Below are 23,264 nucleotides of genomic sequence, written 5' to 3'. Positions count from 1 at the left end.
CGCGGCCTCAGCTCCTGCCGAGCAACCGCGGCAGCGACTCGAACAGGTGCTCGGTGAAGGAGACCAGCTCCGCGAGCACCCAGTTGCCGGTCACCAGCAGCGCGATGGCCACCGCGATCATCTTCGGCACGAACGACAGCGTCGGTTCCTGGATCTGGGTCGCCGCCTGGAACAGCGAGATCATGAAGCCGACCAGCAGTGCGGTCAGCAGGATCGGGGCGGCGACCTTAGCCGCGATCAGCATGGTCTGCGTGGCGATCTCGGTGACGTCGGCGTCGCTCACGGCTCGCCCCCGGTCATGCGGGCGCTCACGTGTAGGACCCCACGAGCGCCGTGGTGATCAGCGCCCAGCCGTCGACGATGACGAACAGCAGCAGCTTGAACGGCAGGGAGACCACCGTCGGCGGGACCATCATCATGCCCATCGCCATCAGCGAGGCGCTGACCAGCATGTCGAGCACCAGGAACGGGATGAACACGACCAGCCCGATGATGAAGGCGCTCTTGAGCTCGGAGAGCACGAACGCCGGGACCAGGGTCATCATGCTGACCGATGCGGCGTCGGCCGGCCGCTCCTCGCCGGAGAGCCCGACCATCAGCTTGAGCTCGTCGTCGCGGGTGTTGTCCAGCAGGAAGGCCTTCAAGGGCTCGACGCCGGAGTCGTAGGCCGCCGAGGCGGTGATCGCGCCGTCCAGGTAGGGCTGGACCGCGACGTCGTTGATGTCGCTGAACACCGGGCCCATCACGAAGATCGTCAGGAACAGCGCGATCCCGGTGAGCACCTGGTTCGGCGGGGAGGTGGGCAACCCGAGGGCGTTGCGGGTCAGCGCCAGCACCACCAGGATCTTGGTGAACGAGGTGACCAGCAGCAGCGCCGACGGCGCGATCGACAGCGCGGTGATCGCCAGCAGCAGGGTGACCGCGGTGCTGGGGCTGTTGCCCCCGATGTTGATGTCCAGCCCGCCGTTGTCGACCACCGGGGCGACCGGGGCGACCGGCTCGGTGGGCGGGGTCGGCGCCGCCAGCGCGGGGCCGGCCAGCAGCACCAGCGCGACCACCGCCAGCACGCTCAGCAGCGCGACCCAGCCGGCCCGCCGGCCCCAGGCACGGGTGGCCGGCGCGGCGAGCGCGCTCACGACCGGCGCACCGTTCGGTCGCGCAGCTCCTGCACCACCGTCGTCCACGTCCCGCGGTCGAGCACCGAGCCGGCCAGCGGGCCGGAGCTGCTGCGCGCCAGCGCGGGCACCCCGGCGGGCAGCTCACGGGTCTCGCCGTCGGCGGTGACCGCCTGGGACCGGGGCTGGGCCGCGAGGGCGGTCTGCAGCTCCTCGTCCTCCAGCTCGGCGAGCAGGGTCACCTGCTCCTCGGTCGACCCGATCACCAGCACCCGGCCGGCGACGCGCAGCACCGAGACGCTGCTGGCGCGGCCCATCCGCTGCCGGCTCACCACCTCGATGACGCCGGTGCCCTGGCCCAGGCCCTTCTTCTTGGCGATCCGGGCCGCGAACAGCAGCACCCCGGCGACGAAGGCCAGCGACAGCACCAGCCGGATGACCATCCACGTCATTGAGGCCGCCCGTACTCGCCGGCCTCGGTCACGATCTCGCTGATCCGCAGGCCGAAGTCCTCGTCGACCACGACGATCTCGCCGCGGGCGATCAGGGTGCCGTTGACCAGCAGGTCGGCCGGGGCACCGGCAGCGCGGTCGAGCTCGATGACCTCGCCCGGGTGCAGCGACAGCAGCTCAGAGACGGTCATCCGGGTGCGGCCGATCTCGACGGTGACCTCCATGGCCACGTTGCGCAGCAGGTCCAGGCTGCCGCGCCGCTCGCGCGGCTGGGGCAGGGTGACCTGCAGCGCCAGGGTGGCCGAGACCTCGCCACCGGCGGCCAGCGGGACGGCGAGGAAGACGCCCTTGTCCCGCAGCCCGTCCAGCGCCGCGACGACGTCCTCCGTGCGCTCGGCGGCGACCCGCACCCGGCCGAGCGCGGCGGCGGCGGCCTCCAGGGCCGGACGGAGCGCCGTGGGCACGTCCATCGGCCCGACCGGGGAGTTGGTCAGCGCGGCGACGATCTCGGCGGAGAGCACCAGGACGATGTCGCCGCTGACCTCACCGCCCAGGGCGGCGGTGACCGCGATGCCGGGCTCGGCCGGCAGCGGGACGGACTCCGGGTCGCTGACCGGGGCCCCGGCGCGCAGGTCCAGCTCGGCGGGGAGGGCGGCGGCAGCGGCCTGGGCCGCTGCCGCGACCGCGGCAGCGATGGTCTCGGAGTCCGACGAGCGGTCGGTGCCGAAGGCGGTGGTCATGCTGGGTCCTTTCCGCCGGTCGCGGTGTCGGGGACGATCTCGGCGGCCAGGCGGCGCCGGTGGTTGCTGGGCAGGGCGTGCGCGAACGTGACGTCGTTGGTGGTGACCTGCAGCGGGCTGTCCTGCGCGTGCCGCAGCAGCAGGACGTCGCCCACCGCCAGGGACAGCAGGTCGCCGGAGGGCACCTCGATCGGGTTGAACCGGACGCTCACGTCGACCGGGACGTCGAAGAGCCGCTCGGTCAGCGCCTCGAACGCCCGCTGCCGCTTGTGCCGAGCGGACTCCGACAGCTGCGGGGAGGCGGCGTTGTTCAGCGGGCCGACGAAGGAGGAGAAGGGCAGCACCAGCGTGACGTCGGGCTCCCGGCTGCCCACGCGCATGCTGTAGGTGGCGACCATGACCGTCTCCGAGCCGGAGGCGGCCTGGGCCAGCTGGGGGTTGTACTCGACGCCGTCCAGCGCCGGGGTCAGCGCGGCCACCGGGGCGAACGCCTCGCCGAGCTCGTCGAGCAGCCGGTCCAGCAGGTGGCCGGTGATCGCGCTCTCCATGCCGGTCATCGGCCGGGCGGGCTGCTCGCCGCCGCCCGAGCCGCCGAGCATGTGGTCGACCATCGCCATGGCGGTGTCGAGGGGCCAGGCGAGCACGCCCTTGCCGGCCAGCGGCTCGAGGGTGAAGGTCGCCACGAAGTACGAGGTGGGCAGCGTGGCGATGTAGTCGTCGTAGGAGAACTGCTCGATCCCGACCAGCTCGACCCGGACGCCGGTGCGCAGCAGCGAGGTCAGCGTGGTGGTCGCCTGGCGGGCGAAGGACTCCTGGGTGATCTGCAGGATGCGGACGTGCTCGCGCGAGAGCTTCGTCGGCCGCCGGAAGTCGTAGGTGCGGGGCTCGCGACGACGCGTGCGGCCCTGCCCCTCGGGGCTCCGGGGGGCCGCGCTCGTCGCGTCGGCCACGGTGTCGGACAGGCTCACGCATGTCCTCATCGGCGGGGGACCGCCGGACCCTGACCAGCCGGCGCCGGAAGCTCCGGCACCGGCTGGCACGGGTGTGACCCCAGGGGGTCAGAGGGGGAGGAGCGCCCTCGTGAGGTGCTGGAACGGCCCCGTGCCGGTCCCGGCGAGCTCGTGCGTGCTGGGAGGCACAAGGGGGTCCTGCTACTGGGTGACGTACTCCGTGTAGTTGATCTCGTAGACGTCACCGTGGTACGCCTCGACGATCTTCTCCTGCAGCGCGGCCTTCATCGCCTCGCGGTTGACCTGCACGTCGCTGAGGGCCGCGCCGGAGAAGTGCGCGATGGCGATGTCCATCGCCTTGGACCCGTCCGGCGTCGCGCCGGCGCCGTGCCCGCCGCCGGCGCTCTCGTCGTAGGCGAGGGTGAACTGCAGGGCGAAGCCGAGCTTGAGGTAGCTGCCCCCGGCCAGGTTGATCGCCACCGGGTCGATGGCGAGGACCACGCTGCCGGCCTCGGGAGCGGGTTCTGCCTCGGCCTCGCCGGAGCCGCTGAACAGGAAGAAGTACGCGCCACCGCCGATCGCGAGCACCGCGACCAGCGCGACGATCATCAGCTTCATCGTGCCGCCGCCCGAGGACTCCTCGTCCTCGACGTCGGCCTTCTTCTTCTTGGCCATGGGTGACTCCTCTCGGTGGTGCTGTGGTCGGTGTGGCTGGAACCGGTGGTGCGGGTGCCGCTCAGTTGCCGAGCGTCCGGGCGGCGGCCTGGGCGGCCGCCTCGATCCCGGGCAGCAGGGCGTTGGCCTTGGCGGAGCCGGTGGACAGCAGGATCACGTCCACCCGCCGGTTGACCGTGACGTAGCTCGGGTCGCTGTCGGGCACCAGCGGCTGGGTGTCGCTCAGGCCGGCGGACTCCATGCGGTCCTCCGGCATGCCCTGGCCGATCAGGTGCCGCAGCACGGTGGTGGCCCGGATGGCGGACAGCTCCCAGTTCGACGGCCAGGGCCCGCCCTGGGTGACGGGCAGCGAGTTGGCGTGCCCCTCCACCCGGATCTCGTTGGGCAGCGCAGTGAGGGTCGGGGCCATCGCGTCGAGCACGACGACCCCCTGCGGCTGGAGCACCGCGGACTCGGGGGCGAACAGCACCGGGTCGGAGACGACGTGCACCACCAGCCCCCGCTCGTCGATGACGAACTCGGCGGCGCCGGACATCCCGGCGGCGGCCAGCGCCTGCTGCAGCGCTGCGCGGGCGGCGGCGAGCTGGTCGTAGGCGGCCTGCGCCTCTGCGGCGGTCTGCTGGGCCTGCTGCTTCGCCACCGCCTCGGCGGCCGCCTTCTCCGCCTCGGTCTGCTCGGTGCCGTCGATGGCTGCTTCCGCGGCCACCTGGACGGGCTTCAGCGGGCTGTCGTTCTCGACCGGCGCGTCGATGGCCGCCCCGTCGTTGAGGATGGTGACCGGCGCGCCGGCCCCCTCGCGGGCGCCGTTGGCGAAGGCGGTGAACTTGGCCAGGTCGATCGAGCTCATCGCGTAGAGCACCACGAACAGCACGAACAGCAGCGTCATCATGTCGAAGCCGGACACCAGCCACCGTTCGTGGTTCTCGTGCTCCTCGTGCTCCTCGTGCTTCTTGCGGCGGCCACCACCGTGGCCGCCGTGCCCGCCGCTCTTGCTCATGCCGCCTCGCGCTCCTGCTCACTGGGCGGCACGAGGGAGGTCAGCTTGGCGCGCACGGTGCGCGGGCTGGTGCCCGCCTGGATCTCGGCGATCCCCTCGACGAGCAGCTCCATCTGGGCGGCCTGCAGTGCGCTGACCCGCAGGATCTTGGCGCCCATCGGCAGGAACCAGAAGTTGGCGGCCATGACGCCCCAGAGCGTGGCGATGAACGCCGCGGAGACCATCGGGCCCAGCAGCTCGGGGTTGCTGAGGTTGCCCATCACGTTCATCAGGCCGACGATGCAGCCCAGGATGCCGATGGTCGGTGCGTAGCCGCCCATGTTGTTCATGAACTTGGCGGCGACCTTGTCCTCGGTCTTCTTGGCCGAGATCTCGCCTTCGAGGATGGCGCGCAGGTCCTCGGGGTCGGTGCCGTCGATGCTCATCTGCAGGCCGCGCTTGAGGAACGGGTCGTCGATGTCCTTGACCTGGGCCTCCAGCGCGAGCAGGCCCTCCTTGCGGGCCTTCTCGGCGAGGCTGACCAGGGTCTGGATCTGCTCGGTGGCCGGCGGCACCTTGGCCGGCAGCACGGCCATCTTGAACCAGGTGGGGATCTTCTTCAGGTCGTCCATCGTCTGGCTGGCCAGCGCCGCGCCGAAGGTGGCGATGACGACCAGGACGATCGCCGGCAGGAAGATCAGCGACGTCGGGTCCGCGCCCTCCAGGATCATGAAGACGACCAGGGCGATCAGGGAGATGACGAACCCGATCAGGGTGGCGGGGTCCATGGGTCAGCGCTCTTCTCGGGTCGGGAAGGGCACGACCGAGGAGTCGTCGGGGCCCTGCTGGTGGTCGGTGGTGGTCAGGCGGTACTCGCCCCGGTCCATGCGGAAGGCGACCGCCTGGATGCTCGCCCGCCAGTCGCGGATCTGCCGGACCACCTCGTCGACGCTCTCGGTGACGACGTACTTCGTGTCGTCGGCCAGGGTGATCACGGTGTCCGGGTGGCCCTCGGCGCGCTGGATGAGATCGGCACTGAGCACGAAGTGCTGACCGTTCAGGCGCGTCAGTCGGATCACGGTGGTGCTCCAGTGGTCGTGGGTGGCGGTCCGCCGGGGCGCGCGTCGTCGCGGCGCACTGCAGTCATCGGCGAGACGGGGGGGCTGCTTGAGCTGAGAGGGCCCGGTCACCCGTCGGGATGACCGGGACCCTCGGCCCCTGGAGGGGGGCCTTCATCAGCGCTTGAGCTGGACCAGGTCCTGGAGGATCTCGTCGGAGGTGGTGATGACCCGGCTGTTGGCCTGGAAGCCACGCTGCGCCACGATCAGGCCGGTGAACTCCTCGGCGAGGTCGACGTTGGACATCTCCAGCGAGCCGGCCGAGAGCTGGCCGAGGCCGCCGGTGCCGGCCCGGCCGACGACGGGATTGCCGGAGTTGTCCCCGGCGCGGAACGAGCTGTTGCCGGCCTTCTCCAGCCCACCGGGGTTGACGAAGGAGGCCAGGGCGAGCTGGCCGATGTTCTGCCGGAGCCCGTTGGAGTACAGGCCCACGATCGTGCCGTCGTTGCTCAGCGAGTAGCTCTCCAGCACGCCCAGCGCGGAGCCGGTGTTCTCGTTGGTCTTGGCCGCCGCCGTGCTGGCGCCGCCGAACTGGGTCAGCCCGGTCAGGTCGATCGTCACCGGCTGGGCCCAGCTGGTGTACGGCGGGGCGAAGTCGGCGGAGTCCGGGTCGAAGGTGATCGGGCCCCCGGCGATGAGCTGGCCGACGGGCCCAGTGGTGCCGTCGCCGAAGGTGAGGTTGCGGGTCACCGTCCGGCCGCCCTCGCTGAAGGTCGCCGACCAGGTGTTGGTCCCGGTGTTGGTCAGGACCACCGACATCTCGTGGGCGTTGCCCAGGTCGTCGAACATCCGGATCTGCGAGGTCACCTCGGTGCCGACCGTGGCGGTGGCGGAGAGGTTGCCCTGGATCTTCGCCCCGGTGGTGGCCACCGGGGGGAGCACCTGCCCCTGCGGGATCCGCAGCGGCTCCAGCGGGCCGTCGGGGTCGACGACGCCGTTCTGGGCCATCCAGCCCTGCAGCACCAGGCCGTCGGGGGTGACCAGGTTGCCGACGCCGTCGGTGTCGAAGGAGCCGGCCCGGGTGTAGAGGTTCTCGTTCCCGGACTGGGTGATGAAGAAGCCGTCGCCGGTGATCATGAAGTCGCTGGAGCGACCGGTGCTCTGCGCCGAGCCCTGCGTCCAGTTGGTGGTGATCCCGGCGACCTTGACGCCGAGGCCGACCGCGGCCGGGTTCGAGCCGGCGGTCTCGCCCTGCGGGGCGGAGCCGTTGCGCAGGACCTGGGACAGCGTGTCCTCGAAGACGGTCTGGCTGCCCTTGAAGCCGACGGTGTTGACGTTGGCGATGTTGTTGCCGGCGACGTCCAGCTTGGTCTGGTGCGCCTTGAGGCCGGAGATGGCCGAGAACATGGAACGCAGCATCGGGAGAGCTCCTGGGGTCGGGGGTGGTCAGGCGGTCGGCTGGGTGGTGCCGGTGGCCGGAGCGGAGGTGGTCGGCAGGGTGACCGCGGTGACCCGGCCGAGGGCGACGGTGACGCCGTCGACGACCGCCTGCGGTTCGGTCTCCGTGCCGCTGCCGGCGATCCGGACGGCGCTCACCGTCCCGGTCTTCGTCTCGCCGGTGGTGTCGGTGTAGGTCACCTGGTGGCCGACCAGTGCACCGGCGCTGAGCGAGCGCTGCAGCCCGACCAGGGCCTTGTTCTGCGAGGCGATCTCCTCGAGCTTCTCCACCTGGGTGAAGGTCGCCGTCTGGGCCATGAACTCGCTGCTGCTGGTCGGGTTGCTGGGGTCCTGATAGCGCATCTGCGCGACCAGGAGCTTGAGGAAGACGTCCTTCCCCATCTGGTCGCCGCGGTTGACCGAGGGGCTGGCGTCCGTGGTGACGGCGCCGGCGGAACCAGTGGGTCCGGTGACCGGGCTGCTCATCGTTCCTCCGTCTCAGGCGAGGACGTCCACGCCGGTGGACGTGGACTGGTCGGTGGTCGGGGTGGCGGCTGCCCCCCCGTGCTGGTCGGCGGGGGAGTCCCAGCCGCGGGGCCGGGCGTCGGGCTGCCCCGGCTGGCCCTGCTGCCCGGAGGTCTGCTGCCCGGAGAGCTGGCCCTGCTGGCCGGCGCGGGCGTCGAGCAGCTGCTGCTGCGCCGAGCGCAGTGTGCTGCTGAGGTCGGCGGTGGTGGCGTCGACGGCGAGGCGGCCCAGGGTCAGGCCGGCCGCCTCCAGCTCCCGCCGCAGTTCGGGCAGGGCGTCGGTGAGTGCGTGCCGGCCGGCGTCCGACCCGCCTTGCAGGGTCAGGTCGAGGGTGCCGTCGGCGACCGTGACCTGGATGGAGACCGGGCCGAGCTCCTCGGGGGTGATCACCAGGGTCATCGTCGAGCTGCCGTCGGGCGCGTTGCTGAGCACCCCGAGCTGGCGGCCCAGCTGCTGGGCCACCGGCGGCTCCGCCGCGGGCGCCGTGGGGCCGGAGGCGCCGAGCGGGTCGGTGCGGGCCGCGACCGGCGCGGCGGTCGCGCCGCCGACGAGACCCACCACGTCCGGCTCGGGGGCTGCGCCACCGCTGCCCGGACCGGTCTCGGTGCCGGCGTCGGGGGTGTCGCCCGCGGTCGCCGGGACGACGACCACGGACACGTCGGCGGGGAGTACGGCGGGGTCGGCCCCGGTGGTCCCGGTAGCTGCGGTCGTGGCCTGTGCGCCGGCCGGGGCGACCAGCCCGAGGGCGGACAGCAGCGCGGCCGGCGTGCCGGGGACGGACGCGGACGCCGGGCCGGTCACCGGAGTGGCGGCGGTGGGGAGCGGGAGGTCCGGGTCACCGGCGGCCGGGTCGGCGCCGGGCAGCGGGACCGCGACCGGTTGCCCGCCGGTCGCCGTGGCGCCGGTGACCGCGCCGATGAGCGCGGCGGCGGCAGCGGCCGTCTCCGGCTGGGTGCCCGGTGTGGTGCCCAGCGACGCCCCGGCGGCGAGCAGCGCCCACAACCCCGGGGGCACGTCGATCGGGACGGCGACCGGCGTCGCCGGGGTCTCGTCGCCGGTCCCCTCGCCGGAGGCGCCGTCCGATGCGCCACCCGTGCCGTTCCCGGGTCGGCGGGAGGGGTTGCCGGCGCCGTGCAGGACGTCGTCCAGCGCGCTGGCGAACCCGGCTGCGTTCTCGGCGGACCCGGTGGCCGGACCGCCGGTGGAGCTGCCCGCGCGGCCGGTGGCCGGCGTCATCGGCAGGGCGGACATGGGGGCTGTCATCGGTAGGCCTCCGCGGCGCTGGTCACCTTCTGGACATAGGACCGGGTCTCGCCGTAGGGCGGGACGCCGCCGGAGCGCTGCACGGCGCCGGGGCCGGCGTTGTAGGCCGCCAGCGCCAGTTCCGTGGAGCCGAACTGCTCGGTCAGGCTCGCCAGGTAGCGGGCGGCCCCGTCGATGGCGGAGGCCGGGTCGCCGGGGTCGACGCCCAGGCCGCGCGCGGTGGCCGGCATGAACTGCATGAGCCCCTGCGCGCCGGCGGGGGAGACCGCCGTGGTGCTGAAGTTCGACTCGGTCTTGGCCATCGCGGCGAGCACGGCCGGGTCGACCCCGTGCCGGCTGCCGGCGGCGCGGAACAGGTCGGCGTACGGGACGCCGCCGAGACCGCTGCCGCCGGTCGTCGCGGAGGCGGTGGAGGCGGCGCCGTCGGGGAGCACACGGCGGATCACCGTGGGGTTGCCGACGTCCTGCACCTTGACGACGTCGCCCTCCTGCGGGGCGGCGATCATCTTGCCGCCGCCGATGTAGAGCCCGACGTGGTCGATGCCCGGCCGGCTGCTGGAGTTGTCGAAGAAGACCAGGTCACCGGGTTGGGCCTCGGCGAGCGACGCCACCGGACGTCCGGCGGTGGCCTGCTGGGAGGAGGTCCGGGGGATGCTGATGCCGAGGTCGGCGAAGACGCGCTGGGTGAAGCCGGAGCAGTCCAGGCCGCTCGTGGGGTCGGTGCCGCCCCAGCGGTAGGGGACGCCGAGGTACTTCTGCGCCGCGCCCACGACCTCCGCGCCGGTGCCGGTGGCGGCGAAGCCGGTGAGACCGGCCGACGCCGTCGACGGGGTGCCGGTGAGACCGGCTGCCGACGCGGCGGTGGACCAGGCGGCGTCCTGCGTCGGTGGGGTGCGCAGGAAACGGGCGTGGATCTCGCTGATCCGGCTGTGGACCGCGGTCAGTCCCTCCACGTCTCCTCCTCCCTCGTCCTCGTCGTGTGGCGGCCGGTCACCAGGTCGTCGACCGCGCGCTCCTCGGCTGCCGCGGCGGCTGCGCTCGCGGCTGCCAGGTGCCGCTCGCGCAGCTTCTCCAGGCCCTTGGTGCGCTGGGCGGCCGCCGTCCAGCGGGCCCGGACCAGTTCGGCCTGTTCCGCGTGGGCGACGGCGAGCGCCCGTGCAGCTGACACATCGGCAGCCGCGGCCGACGATGCGACCATCGCGGCCACGAAGGCGGCGCCGGAGACGGCCGGGGGCAGCCGGCGGGCCGACAGCGCCTCGGCGTCCTCCTCGGCGCGCCGGGCGGCCTCGGCCGCGTCGCGGGCGGCGGCGGCCGCGGCCAGCGCCGCGGTCCGCTCCTCGGTGCGGCGCAGGCGCAGCACCGGCTCCAGCCGGAAGACGGGCTGTTTCACGCGGCGGAGACCAGGCCGTGCAGCCGGGCCCACGCCTCAGGCGGCGGGGTGGAGTCCGACGTCGCCTGGCGCAGGAACGCGTCGATCTCCGGCAGCAGGCGGCGGGCCCGGTCGACCAGCGGGTCGGTGCCGGCCTGGTAGGCGCCGATCTCGATGAGCTCCCGCACGTCCCGCAGCGCCCCGAGCATGCGGCGCAGCTCTCGGGCGTCGGTCATCTGCGGCGGCGGGACGACGGCGGTGGCCACCCGGGAGATCGACTCGAGCACGTCGATCGCCGGGAAGTGGCCGGCGGTGGCCAGCCGGCGGCTGAGCACGACGTGGCCGTCCAGGATGGAGCGGGCGGTGTCGGCGATCGGCTCGTTGTGGTCGTCGCCGTCGACCAGCACCGTGTAGAGCCCGGTGATCGAGCCGGTGGTGCTGGTGCCGGCCTTCTCCAGCAGCTTGGGCAGCATCGCGAAGACGCTCGGCGGGTACCCGCGGGTGGCCGGCGGCTCGCCGGCGGAGAGGCCCACCTCGCGCTGGGCCATCGCGGTGCGGGTGATCGAGTCCATCATGAGCAGGACGTCGCGGCCCTGGTCGCGGAAGGCCTCGGCGATCCGGGTGGCCACGAAGGCCGCCTTCAGCCGCACCAGCGGCGGCTCGTCGGAGGTGGCGACGACGACGACGCTGCGCGCCAGCCCCTCCGGGCCGAGGTCCTCCTCGATGAACTCGCGCACCTCGCGGCCACGCTCGCCGATCAGCCCGATGACCCGGATGTCGGCGTCGGTGCCCCGGGTGATCTGGGACAGCAGGGTCGACTTGCCGACGCCGGAGCCGGCGAAGATGCCCAGCCGCTGGCCGCGGCCGGCGGGCACCATGGTGTCCAGCGCGCGCACCCCGGTGGCCAGCGGACGGCGCACCCGTTCCCGGGTCAGCGCGTTGGGCGTCTCACTGGTCAGGTCCACCCAGGACACCAGCGAGCCGAGCGGGGGGCCGCCGTCCATCGGCCGGCCGAGCCCGTCGAGCACCCGGCCCAGCAGCGCTTCACCGACCGGCACCTGCAGCGGCCGCCCGGTGGGGCGGACCCGGGCACCGGCGTGCACGCCGGACAGGTCGCCCAGCGGCAGGCAGGTCATCCGCTCCCGCTGCACCGCGACGACCTCCGCCAGCAGCGGACGGCGGCCGGAGCTGACCTCCACCAGGTCCCCGACGGCGGCGGGCACGCCCTCCACCGTGAGGGTGAGCCCCATGGCACCGGTGACCACGCCGGAGAGCTCCGGGCGGGCCGCGGTCCGGGCCCGCGCGAGCACGCCGCCGGTGAGCACGCTCACGAGCGCAGCACCGCGCGGACCCGCTCGAAGGCGGCGCCGAGCTGGGCGTCGACCCGCAGGGTCCCGGCCTCGGCCAGGGCACCGGCCCGCTCGACGTCGGGGTCGCCGATGACCCGGACCGACGGCGGCAGGTCGGCCAGGGCTGCCGGGGGCACCTCGGCCAGGTCGTCGGGGTGCAGCCGGACGACGACGGGGACGTCGGTCGGGCACAGCGTCAGCGCGCGGCGCAGGGCGTCCAGCCCGGCGGCGTCGGCGGTGGCCACCTCGCGGCCGAGCAGGTCCCCGACCAGGGTCACGACCGCGTCCAGGACGTCGTCGCGGAGCTCGTCGACGACCGGGGCGGCGGTGGCGTCCAGCCGCTCCACCGCGGCACCCAGCGCGGCGGTGGCCGAGGCCAGTCGACGCTCCCAGCGGGCCTGCACGTCGGCCAGCCGCTCCTCGGCCGCGCGCTCGGCGGCGGCGACGACCTGCTCGGCGGCGACCAGGCCCTCGGCGTGCCCGGCGGCCCAGCCCTCGCGGCGGGCCTCCTCCCGCAACCGCGCGAGCTGCTCGGCGTAGACCTCGCCCAGGCGCGGGCCGGTGCGCGCCGCCGTCTGCTGCGCGACGGTGTCCGCCGGGGCGGCGGCCGGCGCCCAGGAGCGGGCCCGCTCCGGGTCGGCGGTCAGCGGGAGGCGGGGGTCGACGGCGGGGGCGGCCGGCTGGGACCGGCCGACGGCGGCGTCCACGGCCGCGGTCACCGTGGCCGCGGACGCGGAGTCGAGGGGGGCGGCCGGAGCCGGCACCGCCGGGGCGGGCGCGAGCGGGGGAGCACCGGCTTGCTGGTCGCGGGTGCGGCGTCCCCACGGCGCGCCGTCGCCGGTGCGCTGGTAGGGGACGGCGTCGGCCGCCGACGAGCCGCGCAGCAGCAGCGACTCCCGAGAGCTCGGTGCAACGCTCCTGGTGGCCCCGTCCAGGGGCCCGCCCCGAGCGTGTGAGGGGTGGGGGGGACGGGGTCCTTCATCAGGCGACGAAATCGTCGTCACCGCCCCGCGAGATGGTCAGCACGCCCTGCTCCTCCAGCGTGCGGATGACGGCGACGACCTTCGCCTGCGACTCCTCGACGGTGCGCTGGCGGACGGGGCCGAGCAGCTCCATCTCCTCGAGCAGGTTCTCGCCGGCGCGCTCGGAGAGGTTGCGGACCACCTTGTCCCGGACGTCCTGCTTGACGCCCTTCAGCGCGGTGGCCAGGTCGTTGGCCTCGACGTCGCGCAGCACCAGCTGCAGGGACCGGTCGTCGATGGTGACGATGTCCTCGAAGACGAACATCTGGGAGCGGATCCGCTCGGCCAGCTCCGGGTCGCTGTTGTCCAGCCACTCCAGGATGGAGCGCTCGGTCGGGCGGGGGGAGCGGTTGATGATCTCGACGAGGGTGTCCACACCACCGACGGTGGCCATGTCCTGGTAGGCCAGCAGGGAGCCCATCCGGCGGCCGAGCTCCTCCTCGACCATCCGGACCATCTCCGGGGCGGTGCGGTCCATCATCGCGATCCGGTAGGCGACGTCGGCCTGCTGGTCCGGCGGGAAGCCGGAGAGGACCTCCGCCGACTGCGGAGCGGGCAGGTGGGCCAGCACCAGGGCGATGACCTGCGGGTGCTCGTCCTTGAGGAAGGTGACCAGCTGACGCACGTCGCTGTTGCGCAGCGAGGCGAACGGCAGCTCGGTGTAGACGACGTTCAGCCGGGACAGGATGCCGTCGGCCTTCTCCTCGCCCAGGCCGGCGGCGAGGACCTCACGGGCGAAGTCGATGCCCCCGGTGCCGACGAACCGGCGGGCCATCATCAGCCCGTGGAACTCGCTCAGCACGTCGTCGACGTCGGAGCCGTCCACCTTGTCCAGGCGCATCAGCTCGCTGGTGATCTTCTCGACCTCGGAGGGGCGCAGCTGGGCGAGGATCGTGCCGGCCTCCTCCTTGGTCAGCTGGGCCAGGAAGAGCGCCGCCTTGCGGATCCCGGGCATGTCCGTGCGGGCGACGGCCGCCCCGGTCCGGACGGCCGGCGGCATGCCGGCCATCTGCTCCACGCTCGCGATGCTCACTGTCGGATCTCCCCGGTGCTCTCGAAGCGCCCGCTGGCGCCCGCTCCCGTCATCGGCAGTCCCGGGCCCCGTCGGTGTGCGACGGGGCCCGGGAGGTGGGTCACTTGGACTCGGCGAACCAGCCGCGCAGCATGGTGGCGACCTCGTCCGGCCGCTCGCTGACCATCTCGGAGATCTCGCCGCGGACCTTCTCCCGCTGCGCGGACTCCAGCCGCGCCTGCGCGTCGTCGAGCTCGGGGTCGCGGATGCTCTCGACCTGGATCCGCGCCTGCTCCAGCGCGTCGACCTCGTCGTCGAGCTCCTCGTACTCCTCGCGGTTGCGGCGGGAGCGGAGCCAGACGACGAGCACCAGCAGGGCGATGCCGAGCGCGATGCCGCCGGTCTTGATCATCGACCACATCGCGGCGGTCTTCTCGGCCTCCTCCGCGGCGGCGAGGTCCGCGGCCGCCTGGTCGGCGGCGGTCGTGTCGAACGGCATCGCCGCGACGGTGATCGCGTCCCCGCGGGCGACGTCCAGGCCGACGGCGTTGCCGACCAGCTGCTGCACCGCGGCCTGGTCGACGGCGATGCCGTCGTCCATGACCACCGAGACGGTGAGCCGGTTGACCGTGCCCGGGGAGCCGGTGATGGTCTCCACCGTCTTGTCCACGGCGTTGTTGGAGGTGGTCGACTCCTTCTCGTAGGTCGACTCGCCCTGGCCGTTGACCGCGAGGTCCTCGGCGCCGAGCACGCCACCGACGGCCCCGCCGGTGCCGGTGTAGTTCTCCCGGGTGGTCGACTCCGACAGCGCCGGGGTGCCTTCGTTGTACTGGTAGCTCTCGGTGGTGGTGTCCCGCTTGGAGAAGTCCAGCTCGGCGCGGACCTTGACCACGGCCCTGCCGGGGCCGGCGACGGTGTTGAGGATCTGCTGGGCGTTGTCGGCCAGCCGGGCCTCGTAGGTCTGCTCCATCTCGGTGCGCGCGTCGCCGCCGGCGCCGGTGACCTCACCGGCGGCGGAGAGCACCGCGCCGTTCGAGTCGGCGACGGTCACGCCCTCCGGGGCCATGCCCTGCACGCTGGAGGAGACCAGGTGGGTGACCGCCTGGATCTGCTCACCGGACAGGGAGGTGCCGGGCTTGAGGTCGAGCAGCACCGAGGCGGTCGGCTCGCCCTCGTCGGTGGCGAACACCTCGTCCTTGGGCAGCGCGACGTGCACCACCGCCGTCCGCACGCCGCTGATCGACTTCAGCGTGCTGGACAGCTCGCCCTCCAGCGCGCGCTGGTAGGAGATCTGCTGCTGGAACTCGCTGGTGGTGATGCCCTGCTCGTCCAGCAGCGCGTAGCCGGTCTCGTTGCCGGCCGGCAGGCCCTGGCCGCTCATCGCCAGCCGCAGGTCGTACACCTTGTCCTGCGCCACCATGATCGTCTGGCCGCCGTCGGCCAGCTGGTAGGCCGCGCCCTGGGCGTTCAGCTCCTCCACGATCGCCGAGGCGTCGGTGGAGGACAGGTTGCTGAACAGCGGCGACATGGTGGGCGCGGTGATCCACCGGGTGAAGAAGAAGCCGCCGAGGAGCAGCCCGGCCAGCAGCAGACCGATGACGATCTTCTGGCCGAGGCTGATCGTCGTCAGCATCGAGCGGACCCGGTCCAGCGGGCCGGCGAGGGCGGCGGGCATCAGATCTGCATCCTCATGATCTCGGTGAACGCGGCCACCGCGGAGTTCTTCAGGGTCACCACGGTGTCGGTGGCGAGCCGGGCCTCAGCGCTGGCGATCATGTAGTCGTGGGCGTCCTGCAGGTCGCCGGTGGCGGCCTGCAGCGCCAGGGAGTCCGCGGTCGACTGCACCGACTGGAGGTTGTCCACGGCACCGGTGAGGACGGCGGCGAAACCGCCGGCCCCGTTGGTGGACGGGACGGCGGATGCGGAGGCGATCCCGGCGGTGCCGGTGAGCTCCTGGACGCCGGTGACGCCGGCCGTGGGCATGCCGAAGGAGATCGGCCCGATGGGGGAGGTCACGGTCAGCCCTTCCCGAGCTGCAGGGCCTGCTGGTAGGCCGAGGTGGCGCGCTCGATGGTGGCCAGGTTGGCCTGGTAGCCGCGCTGGGCCATCAGCAGCTGGGTCATCTGCTCGCCCAGGTCGATGTCGGGGTAGCGGACGTAGCCCTCGGCGTCGGCCAGCGGGTTGTCCGGCTCGTAGACCATCCGGCCCTCGGCGCTGCCGAGCTCGGTCCGGGCCACCCGCACGCCGCCCTCACCCGAGCCGTACTGCACGGCCTCGGCGACGATCATGCGTTCCTGGAACGCGTCCTCGCCGGCCGGGCGGACCGTGTTGATGTTGGCCATGTTGTCCGCGACGGCGTCCATCCACTTGCGGTGGACGAACAGCGACGAGCCGCCGATGCGCAGGGTGTCGAAGACGCTCATCACTGCGTCCGCAGGGCAGAACGCAGCAGCGCGTACTTGCCGTCGAGGGCGTTGATCGCCAGCTGGTAGCGCAGGCCGGTCTCCTGGGCGATCACCGTCTCGGTGTCCAGGTTGACGTTGTTGCCGTCCATCCGGGTGGGGTCCATCGACCGGGTCACGGAGCTCTGCCCGCCGCGGGCAGCCTCCCCGTTGGCGATCTCGCTGCGCAGGGTGGACTCGAAGTCCACCCGGCCGGCGAGGTAGCCCGGGGTCTGGAGGTTGGCGATGTTGTCGGCGGTGACCCGCTGGCGCTGCTGCAGGCCGGTGAGCGAGGCGTGCAGCGCGGACATGGTCGGGTCGGTGATCACCGGACGCCCAGCGTGGAGCGACGGAGCACGAGATACCTCCGGGTACGGCGAGGACGCGCACGCAGGTGGGCCTGCGCGCGTGAGGGGGGTCGCCGATCCGTGGCGAAGGTGGTGCATTCCGTGCACCAGGGTCATCGGCAGGAGCCGCTGCCGGCATGACCACGTGCACCCGATCGTGCACCTCCAGTCACACAAAGCACACGTCCCCCGGGGCAGAAATGGTCATTTCTGCCCCGGGGGACGGGGGAGGTGCGTGGGGGAGGAGTGGTCAGAGGGCCCGGTCGATGAAGGAGGCCACCGGACGTGACGGTGCGTAGCTCATCCGGGCGGCGACGTCGCGCTGCTTCTGCGACTGGGTGATCCGCTCGACGAGGGCCTCGGCCACGGCCAGCTGGTGCTGCAGCAGCCGGACGGCGCGCTCGCGGAGGTCGTCGGGGAGCGGGCCCAGGTTGCTCGGCGGGATCCAGTCCGTGGACCGCCGTCCCCAGGCCGCGATCTCCTCGGCCCGGCCGCGGGCGAGGGTCGCCTCGGCGTCGTGCACGTCACCCTCGAGCGCGTCGAGGACCGCGGGCCAGCTCCGCGCCTCGTCCACCAGCGCGGGGAAGTCGCCGACCCGGTTGCGGGCGGTCCCGTCGCCCGCCCGGTCGCCGGTCATGCGGGTGCGGCGGTGAGGGAGGCCGCAGCCTCCCGCCAGGCGTCCCGCAGCGGCTCGACGACCTTGCGGCAGTCGGCGACGACCCGGGCGTTCTGGCGGACGTTGGCCCGGACCAGCTCACCGTGCAGCCAGCTGTAGAGCGCGGACAGCCGAGGCCCGCCGTCCCAGCTCTCGACCTGCAGGCTGGAGTGCAGCTCGAGCACGATGTCCTGGGCGTGCTGCAGGAGCTCGTTGGCCTGCTCGCGGTCGCCGGCGCCCAGTGCCGCCTCCGCCCGCTCGAGGTCCAGGGCCAGACGGTCGTAGAGCATCACGAGCAGGCGCTGGGGCGAGGCGGTGGTGACCGCGTCGCCGAGGTAGCGGTTCCGCAGGGCAGCGGCACTCATCGGTTGTTCCTCCGGGGGAGCGGTTGGTCAGGAGTCGGACGAGGACCAGCGGGGCAGCGAGGACAGCTGTGAGCTGAGCCAGGACGACTGGCTCTGCAACCTGCCCAGCGCCGTCTCCATGGCGGTGAACTGGGCGGAGAGGGTGGTCCTGCGCAGGTCCAGCCGCCGGTCCCAGTCCTCGATCTGGCTGGTCAGGCCGGCGCCCTTCTCGTCCTCGCCCTTGGCCCGCAGCACCAGGATGCCGGTCGTGGTGTCGGTGGCGCGCTTCGCCAGCGCGAGCAGACGCTGGGCCACACCCTGCACCGCGGCGGTGTCGTCGCCGTCACCGGCCACCTGGTTGGGCCCGTTTGTGGCGTCCGCGCCGTTGACCAGGCGCTGCACCAGTGCCGGATCGGCGGCGAGCTTCGCGGTGAACACCTCGGGGTCGAACGTGAACTGCCCGTCCCGGGTCAGCTTCAGACCCGCGCTGGAGGCCGACGCGGTACCGCCGATCGCGGTGGAGATCGTGTCCAGCACCTGGGTGGTGAGCGAGCGCAGTGTGCTGTCGCCCTTGAGGACGGCCGTGCTGCCGGCGCTGCTGTCGGCGTAGCGGGCCATGGTGGACAGCACGGTGTTGGCGGCGCTCACCATCGTCTTGACCGCGTTGGCGAGGACGGCGGGGTCGCTGTCGACCTTCACGGTCGTGCTGGCTGCCGGGTCGGCCTTGGCGACGGTGATCGTCACGCCGGGGACCAGGTCGGTGAAGGTGTTGGTCGCCGAGCTCGCGACGATGTCGTTCCCCAGGTCGAGGGTGGCGTCCTGCGCCTGAGCGGCGACGAGGAAGGCGGTGTCGGTGCCGCCGTCGGTGCGGGGCGTGCTCTCGACGACGAACTCACCGTCGGCGCCGCCGATCGTGGAGGTGAGCTGCAGACGGAACCGGTCGGCGGCCAGCTGCACCACGGTGGCCTTGACGCCCAGCCCGGCAGAGTTGATCGCGCCGGCGGCGTCGGTGATCGTGCCGTCCACGGGCAGGGACACCGTGGCGGTCTTGCCCGCACCGTCGGTGATCGTCAGCGGCCAGCCCGGACCCGTGTCGGCCGCGGGAGCGGTCTTGGAGCTCCACTCGGCCTGGCTCATCAGCGTGTGCGTGGCGGCCAGCGAGGTGACCGAGAAGGTGACGCTGCCGCCGGGGGAGGCGGTGGGGGCGGCGGTGGCGACCACGTCGGCACTGGTGCTCGTGGCCTTCGCCGCAGCCCAGGTGGTGGCCTTGGTGAGCGCCTCAGCGGCGCTGCGCAGCGCGTCGAACGTGGTGTTGACGGCGCGGTAGGCGGCGGCGTCGGCCTTGGTGTCGATCAGCTTGTTCTTGAGCAGCGTCTGCGGATTCGCCTCGATCTGCATCAGCTGGGTGATCATCGTGTCGTAGTCGATGCCCGAGATCAGGCCCGTGGTCACGCTCATGCCGGCCATGTCGGTCTCCTGTGGTCTCGGTCCGGGGGGTGACGCAGTGAGGGGGGAGGCCGTGGGGCCTCCCCCCTCACCGGGTGGTGCGGTGGTGCGGGTCTATCAGCCCAGCAGCTTCAGGATGCCCTGAGACGACTGGTTGGCCTGGGCCAGCATGGCCGTGCCGGCCTGGCTCAGGATCTGGGTCCGGGAGAAGTTGGTCATCTCCTGGGCCATGTCGGTGTCGCGGATGCGGCTCTCGGACGCCGACAGGTTCTCAACGGTGGCGTTGAGGTTGTTGATCTTGTGCTCGAGCCGGTTCTGGGTGGCACCCAGCCCGGCGCGAGCGTCGGAGACCGTGCCGATCGCGGTGTTCACCGCGGTCAGGGCCGCCTGGGCCGTGGTCACATCGGTGATCTCGCCGACCGTGCCGCCGAAGAGCCCGGTGGCGGAGGTGGCACCCATGTCACCGATGCTGACCGCCAGCGTCTCACCCGCGTTGGCGCCGACCTGGAAGTTCTTGGCCGTGTAGGTGCCGTCGAGCAGGTTGGTGCCGTTGAAGGTGGTCTTCGTGGCGATGTCGTCCAGCTCCAGCGCCAGCTCCTGGAACTCCTTGTCGGCCTTGGCCTTGTCGGTGTCGCTCAGGGCGCCATCGTTGGAGGCCTGGACGGCGAGGTCACGCATGCGCTGCAGGATGGAGTGGGTCTCCGTCAGGGCGCCTTCTGCGGTCTGCACGACCGAGATGCCGTCCTGGGCGTTGCGGGCGGCGACCTTCAGGCCACCGATCTGCGACCGGAGGCCCTCCGAGATGGCCAGGCCGGCCGCGTCGTCGGCGGCGCGGTTGATCCGGAAGCCGGAGGAGAGCTTCTCCAGCGACTTGTTCATCTGCCCGTCGGTGACCGACAGGTTGCGGTACGAGTTCATCGCCGCGATGTTGGTGTTGACGCTGAGACCCATGGTGTTCCTCCGTGGAAGTGGGTTTTCTTGGTGGAACCCGCTGCATCCGTGCTGCGGGGCGTTGCCTCACTGGTAACGGCAGGGATCGGGCTCTGCTTGACCCGAACCGCAGGATTTCTTTCGAGTTCCTCAGGCCGGCTGGGCTGCCGTGCTCCGGGCGGGCGCCGACCAGCCGTTCCGCGGGTGCGGCCGGGGCAGCGGAACCGGGGTGGGCGTGACCGGTCCGCGGCCGGCGAGCTGCCGGGCGGCCACCCGGTCCACGTAGGCGCGCTGCTGGTTGCGGGCGCGCACCCCGCCGTCGGCCTGGACCGGAGCGCCGTCCCACACCTCGCTCATCGCCGCGTGCAGCAGGGTCAGCGCGCGGGCGCGCATCTGCGAGACCCGGGAGAGCGTCACGCCCAGGGAGTCGGCGATCTCGGTCAGCGACTCGTCACCGAAGAAGTTCCGCTCGACGACCTCGTCGAGGCGGTCCGGCAGCGCGCGGATCGCCTCGTGCAGGTGCCGGGCCCGCTCGGCGCGCAGCAGGGCGCGCTCGGGGGAGTCGCCGGTGTCGGGGAGGTCCAGGGAGGTGCCATCGACGCCGGTCTCGGCGTCGATGCTCACCATCACCGCGCGGTGCACGTCGACCTGGAGGGAGTCCAGCTCGGCCCGCCCGACGCCCAGGCTGGCGGCGAGCTCGGCGCGCGTCGGGGGCCTGCCCAGGCTCATGGTCAGCGCGTCGGTGGCGGCGTCGGTTCGCCGGGCGGCGGCCCGGACCGAGCGGCTCGCCCAGTCCCCGGAGCGCAGCTCGTCGAGGACGGCGCCCTGCAGCCGGGGCAGGGCGTAGGTGGCGAAGGTCGCGCCGGCCGTCGGGTCGAACCGGCGGGCCACCTCGACCAGCGCGACGCGGGCACAGGCCTGCAGGTCCTCGCGGCTGACGTGGCTGGGCAACGAGATGCGCGAGGCCACCGCGTTGACCGCGAAGTGCGTCAGCGGGAGATGGGTGGTCACCAGTGCGTCGACGTCGGGGTGTCGGCGTTCGCCCCCGGCGACGGGGGTGGGGCTGGCTGCGGTCACGCCCCCTCTCTCGGCGGACCGGAGCCGGTCCGGGACCGGCTGTGCACGGAAATCTGTGCGACCGCGCTGCTCGGCTTGACCGGGCGGCGGGCGGTGCCGATGGGAGTGGCGTCGGCACGCCCCGTCCGGGGCCGTGCCGCAGACGGACACGGACACACGAGGACGAGGAAGGCGGCCGGCATGGACCACCAGCACCTGTCGACGTTGCTGTGGCGCGAGCAGGAGCTCCTGGACCTGCTGCTGTTCAAGGCCGAGGAGAAGCAGTACCTGATCCTCACCGGGAAGAGCCGCTGGCTGCCCCGCATCGCGCACGAGATCGAGGTCGTCCTGGAGCAGCTGCGCACCCTCGAGGTGGAGCGTGCCGCCGCGACCGAGCAGATCGCCGGGCGGCTGGGCCTGGAGGCCAACCCCTCGCTGCGGCAGCTCGCCGACTCCGCGCCCGCGCCGTGGAACGACCTCTACGCCAAGCACCACGAGGCGCTGCTGACGCTCGTCACCGAGCTGCGCAGCCTCTCCGACGCGAACAAGGAGCTGATCGAGAGTGGTCTGTCGGTGATCGGCGACGCGCTGCTGTCCTCCCGCACCGGGACGCAGTCCGGGACCTACACCCAGAACGGCCGCACCGCGGGCAACGCCTACCGCTCGGTCACCCTGGACGGTGCGATGTGAGTGGCACCTTCGGGGGGCTGAACACCGCGACGACGGCGCTCTGGGCCCAGCAGCGCGGGCTGGACGTCACCGGCCAGAACATCGCCAACGTCAACACCGAGGGCTACAGCCGCCAGCGCGCGGAGCTGCAGTCGGTGGGCGGCAACCCGGTGCCGGCGGTCTGGTCGGTCAGCACCGGAGTCGGCGGCGGCGTCAACGCCGACACGGTCATCCGCATCCGGGACGCCTTCCTGGAGGCCCGGGCCCAGGCCGAGAGTGGCAAGACCGCGTCGATGACCGTGCACGACACGACGCTGGCGCAGATCGAGCAAGCCTTCCGGGAGCCGGGGGAGACCGGCATCCAGGCCAAGCTCACCGACGTCTTCAAGGCCTGGGGCGACCTGGCCAACAACCCGACCGAGGACGGCGCCCGCACCGCGGTGCTGCAGAAGACCGCCACCCTGGTCGCCGAGTTCCACACCACGGATGCGGCCTTGGAGAAGGCGTGGGTGCAGACCCGGGACGCCCTCGACGTGCTCGCCGACGACGTCAACACGACGATCACGCAGGTGGCCGAGCTCAACTCCGCGATCAAGAAGGCCACCCAGGCCGGCCTGCCGAGCAACGAGCTGGCCGACAAGCGCGATGCCCTGGTGCTGAAGCTGTCCCAGTGGATCGGCGCCACCTCCTCGATGGGCGACTCCGGCGCCGTCAACGTCGCGGTGGGCGGGGCGACGCTCATCTCCGGCGCGTCTGCCACCGGGGTTCGGGTCGTGGGCACCAACGACCCGCTGGAGGCGGGCACGACGCCCCCGCGGCTGGTGGCCGACCCCGGTGGCACGACGCTGAACCCCGGTGGGACCGTCGGTGGGCAGCTCGCCGCGCTGCGGGAGACGATCCCCGGCTACCGGCTGCAGCTCGACGGCCTCGCACAGAGGCTGGCCGGGGAGTTCAACGCGCAGCACGCGCTGGGGCGGGACAAGGACGGCAACCCCGGTGGTGCGCTCTTCGACGGCGGGGCCGGCGCCCCGACCGGCATCACGGCGAGGACGCTCCGCCTGGCCATCAGCGACACCGACCAGCTCGCTGCCGCCGATGCCTCCACGGGGGCCACGCCGAGCACGGACAACACGAACGCCCTGGTGATCGCCAAGCTGCAGGGCGCGGCGGACGGCACGGCAGCCGCGTACCGGCAGCTGATCGTGAAGCTCGGGGTCGAGGCGTCGGTCGCCACCGGCAACCTGAAGACGCAGACGGTGATCACCAGCCAGGTGGACGCCTCCCGGGAGTCGGTCTCCGGGGTGAACCTCGATGAGGAGATGACCAACATGCTCCGGTTCCAGCACGCCTACTCGGCGGCGGCCCGCATGATCACCGCGATCGACGAGACGCTCGACGTGCTGATCAACCGCACCGGCCGCGTGGGGCTGTGA

Annotated in this window: 28 protein-coding genes; 2 read left to right on the top strand and 26 right to left on the bottom strand. The window is 72.7% G+C overall.

Annotation, left to right across the window (positions count from 1 at the left end; all coding sequences use genetic code 11):
• Positions 1–7: 7 nt before the first annotated feature.
• The 26 genes from fliQ to ACI795_RS00545 form a co-directional block, all read right to left on the bottom strand.
• Positions 8–283: a flagellar biosynthesis protein FliQ gene (fliQ, locus tag ACI795_RS00670; RefSeq protein ID WP_457073073.1), complete on the bottom strand. Its 276-nt coding sequence runs from the start codon at positions 281–283 to the stop codon at positions 8–10.
• A gap of 25 nt (positions 284–308) precedes the next feature.
• The gene (fliP, locus tag ACI795_RS00665; RefSeq protein ID WP_457073072.1) at positions 309–1,136 is read right to left on the bottom strand and encodes a flagellar type III secretion system pore protein FliP; all 828 of its coding nucleotides are present in this window, start codon (positions 1,134–1,136) and stop codon (positions 309–311) included.
• A complete protein-coding gene (locus ACI795_RS00660; RefSeq protein WP_457073071.1) occupies positions 1,133–1,567 on the bottom strand; it encodes a FliO/MopB family protein in 435 nt (144 codons plus the stop codon). Before ACI795_RS00660 ends, fliP begins: the two co-directional genes overlap by 4 nt.
• Complete coding sequence (gene fliN / locus ACI795_RS00655; RefSeq protein ID WP_457073070.1) at positions 1,564–2,307, bottom strand: flagellar motor switch protein FliN; 744 nt, start codon at positions 2,305–2,307, stop codon at positions 1,564–1,566. Before fliN ends, ACI795_RS00660 begins: the two co-directional genes overlap by 4 nt.
• On the bottom strand, positions 2,304–3,275 hold the full coding sequence (locus ACI795_RS00650) for a flagellar motor switch protein FliM (RefSeq protein WP_457073068.1): 972 nt from the start codon (positions 3,273–3,275) through the stop codon (positions 2,304–2,306). The genes fliN and ACI795_RS00650 overlap by 4 nt, the downstream gene beginning before the upstream one ends.
• Positions 3,276–3,458: 183 nt before the next feature.
• Complete coding sequence (locus ACI795_RS00645; RefSeq protein WP_457073066.1) at positions 3,459–3,932, bottom strand: flagellar basal body-associated FliL family protein; 474 nt, start codon at positions 3,930–3,932, stop codon at positions 3,459–3,461.
• A gap of 61 nt (positions 3,933–3,993) precedes the next feature.
• Entirely contained in the window at positions 3,994–4,929 is a 936-nt protein-coding gene (locus ACI795_RS00640; RefSeq protein WP_457073065.1) for a flagellar motor protein MotB, read from the bottom strand.
• Entirely contained in the window at positions 4,926–5,696 is a 771-nt protein-coding gene (locus ACI795_RS00635) for a motility protein A (RefSeq protein ID WP_457073064.1), read from the bottom strand. Before ACI795_RS00635 ends, ACI795_RS00640 begins: the two co-directional genes overlap by 4 nt.
• 3 nt (positions 5,697–5,699) lie before the next feature.
• Positions 5,700–5,987, bottom strand: a complete 288-nt coding sequence (locus ACI795_RS00630; RefSeq protein WP_457073063.1) for a flagellar FlbD family protein — start codon at positions 5,985–5,987, stop codon at positions 5,700–5,702.
• Positions 5,988–6,143: 156 nt separating this feature from the next.
• A complete protein-coding gene (locus ACI795_RS00625) occupies positions 6,144–7,385 on the bottom strand; it encodes a flagellar hook protein FlgE (RefSeq protein ID WP_457073062.1) in 1,242 nt (413 codons plus the stop codon).
• 27 nt (positions 7,386–7,412) lie between these two features.
• The gene (locus tag ACI795_RS00620; protein ID WP_457073060.1) at positions 7,413–7,889 is read right to left on the bottom strand and encodes a flagellar hook capping FlgD N-terminal domain-containing protein; all 477 of its coding nucleotides are present in this window, start codon (positions 7,887–7,889) and stop codon (positions 7,413–7,415) included.
• Between the two features lie 12 nt (positions 7,890–7,901).
• The gene (locus ACI795_RS00615; protein ID WP_457073059.1) at positions 7,902–9,191 is read right to left on the bottom strand and encodes a flagellar hook-length control protein FliK; all 1,290 of its coding nucleotides are present in this window, start codon (positions 9,189–9,191) and stop codon (positions 7,902–7,904) included.
• Positions 9,188–10,144: an NlpC/P60 family protein gene (locus tag ACI795_RS00610; RefSeq protein WP_457073057.1), complete on the bottom strand. Its 957-nt coding sequence runs from the start codon at positions 10,142–10,144 to the stop codon at positions 9,188–9,190. Before ACI795_RS00610 ends, ACI795_RS00615 begins: the two co-directional genes overlap by 4 nt.
• On the bottom strand, positions 10,132–10,581 hold the full coding sequence (locus tag ACI795_RS00605) for a flagellar FliJ family protein (RefSeq protein WP_457073056.1): 450 nt from the start codon (positions 10,579–10,581) through the stop codon (positions 10,132–10,134). The genes ACI795_RS00610 and ACI795_RS00605 overlap by 13 nt, the downstream gene beginning before the upstream one ends.
• On the bottom strand, positions 10,578–11,891 hold the full coding sequence (locus tag ACI795_RS00600) for a FliI/YscN family ATPase (RefSeq protein ID WP_457073055.1): 1,314 nt from the start codon (positions 11,889–11,891) through the stop codon (positions 10,578–10,580). The genes ACI795_RS00605 and ACI795_RS00600 overlap by 4 nt, the downstream gene beginning before the upstream one ends.
• Positions 11,888–12,628 carry a FliH/SctL family protein gene (locus ACI795_RS00595; protein WP_457073054.1) on the bottom strand — a complete coding sequence of 247 codons (741 nt, stop codon included), beginning with the start codon at positions 12,626–12,628 and terminating at the stop codon, positions 11,888–11,890. Before ACI795_RS00595 ends, ACI795_RS00600 begins: the two co-directional genes overlap by 4 nt.
• Positions 12,629–12,890: 262 nt before the next feature.
• Complete coding sequence (gene fliG, locus ACI795_RS00590; protein ID WP_457073052.1) at positions 12,891–13,964, bottom strand: flagellar motor switch protein FliG; 1,074 nt, start codon at positions 13,962–13,964, stop codon at positions 12,891–12,893.
• Between the two features lie 100 nt (positions 13,965–14,064).
• Entirely contained in the window at positions 14,065–15,618 is a 1,554-nt protein-coding gene (gene fliF / locus ACI795_RS00585) for a flagellar basal-body MS-ring/collar protein FliF (protein WP_457073051.1), read from the bottom strand.
• Positions 15,618–15,959, bottom strand: coding sequence for a flagellar hook-basal body complex protein FliE (locus ACI795_RS00580; protein WP_457073050.1), 342 nt, complete (start codon positions 15,957–15,959; stop codon positions 15,618–15,620). Before ACI795_RS00580 ends, fliF begins: the two co-directional genes overlap by 1 nt.
• A 2-nt stretch (positions 15,960–15,961) precedes the next feature.
• A complete protein-coding gene (locus tag ACI795_RS00575) occupies positions 15,962–16,366 on the bottom strand; it encodes a flagellar basal body rod protein FlgC (protein ID WP_457073049.1) in 405 nt (134 codons plus the stop codon).
• Positions 16,366–16,713 (bottom strand): flagellar basal body rod protein FlgB, encoded by a 348-nt coding sequence (flgB, locus tag ACI795_RS00570; protein ID WP_457073047.1) that lies wholly within the window; start codon positions 16,711–16,713, stop codon positions 16,366–16,368. The genes ACI795_RS00575 and flgB overlap by 1 nt, the downstream gene beginning before the upstream one ends.
• Before the next feature lie 268 nt (positions 16,714–16,981).
• Positions 16,982–17,368 (bottom strand): hypothetical protein, encoded by a 387-nt coding sequence (locus ACI795_RS00565; RefSeq protein ID WP_457073046.1) that lies wholly within the window; start codon positions 17,366–17,368, stop codon positions 16,982–16,984.
• Positions 17,365–17,751 (bottom strand): flagellar export chaperone FliS, encoded by a 387-nt coding sequence (gene fliS / locus ACI795_RS00560; RefSeq protein ID WP_457073045.1) that lies wholly within the window; start codon positions 17,749–17,751, stop codon positions 17,365–17,367. The genes ACI795_RS00565 and fliS overlap by 4 nt, the downstream gene beginning before the upstream one ends.
• Before the next feature lie 27 nt (positions 17,752–17,778).
• Positions 17,779–19,188, bottom strand: coding sequence for a flagellar filament capping protein FliD (gene fliD, locus ACI795_RS00555; RefSeq protein WP_457073044.1), 1,410 nt, complete (start codon positions 19,186–19,188; stop codon positions 17,779–17,781).
• A gap of 105 nt (positions 19,189–19,293) precedes the next feature.
• Positions 19,294–20,127 carry a flagellin N-terminal helical domain-containing protein gene (locus ACI795_RS00550; protein ID WP_457073042.1) on the bottom strand — a complete coding sequence of 278 codons (834 nt, stop codon included), beginning with the start codon at positions 20,125–20,127 and terminating at the stop codon, positions 19,294–19,296.
• A 129-nt stretch (positions 20,128–20,256) separates the two neighbouring features.
• Positions 20,257–21,183, bottom strand: coding sequence for a sigma-70 family RNA polymerase sigma factor (locus tag ACI795_RS00545; protein ID WP_457073040.1), 927 nt, complete (start codon positions 21,181–21,183; stop codon positions 20,257–20,259).
• A gap of 180 nt (positions 21,184–21,363) precedes the next feature.
• On the opposite strand from ACI795_RS00545, the gene ACI795_RS00540 reads away from it, so the two are divergent.
• Entirely contained in the window at positions 21,364–21,852 is a 489-nt protein-coding gene (locus tag ACI795_RS00540) for a flagellar protein FlgN (RefSeq protein ID WP_457073038.1), read from the top strand.
• A complete protein-coding gene (flgK, locus tag ACI795_RS00535; RefSeq protein WP_457073037.1) occupies positions 21,849–23,264 on the top strand; it encodes a flagellar hook-associated protein FlgK in 1,416 nt (471 codons plus the stop codon). Before ACI795_RS00540 ends, flgK begins: the two co-directional genes overlap by 4 nt.

This window comes from Modestobacter sp. SYSU DS0290, from assembly GCF_054050955.1.
The sequence above is the reverse complement of the archived record's forward strand: the minus strand, read 5'-3'. Positions and strand labels throughout refer to the sequence as shown.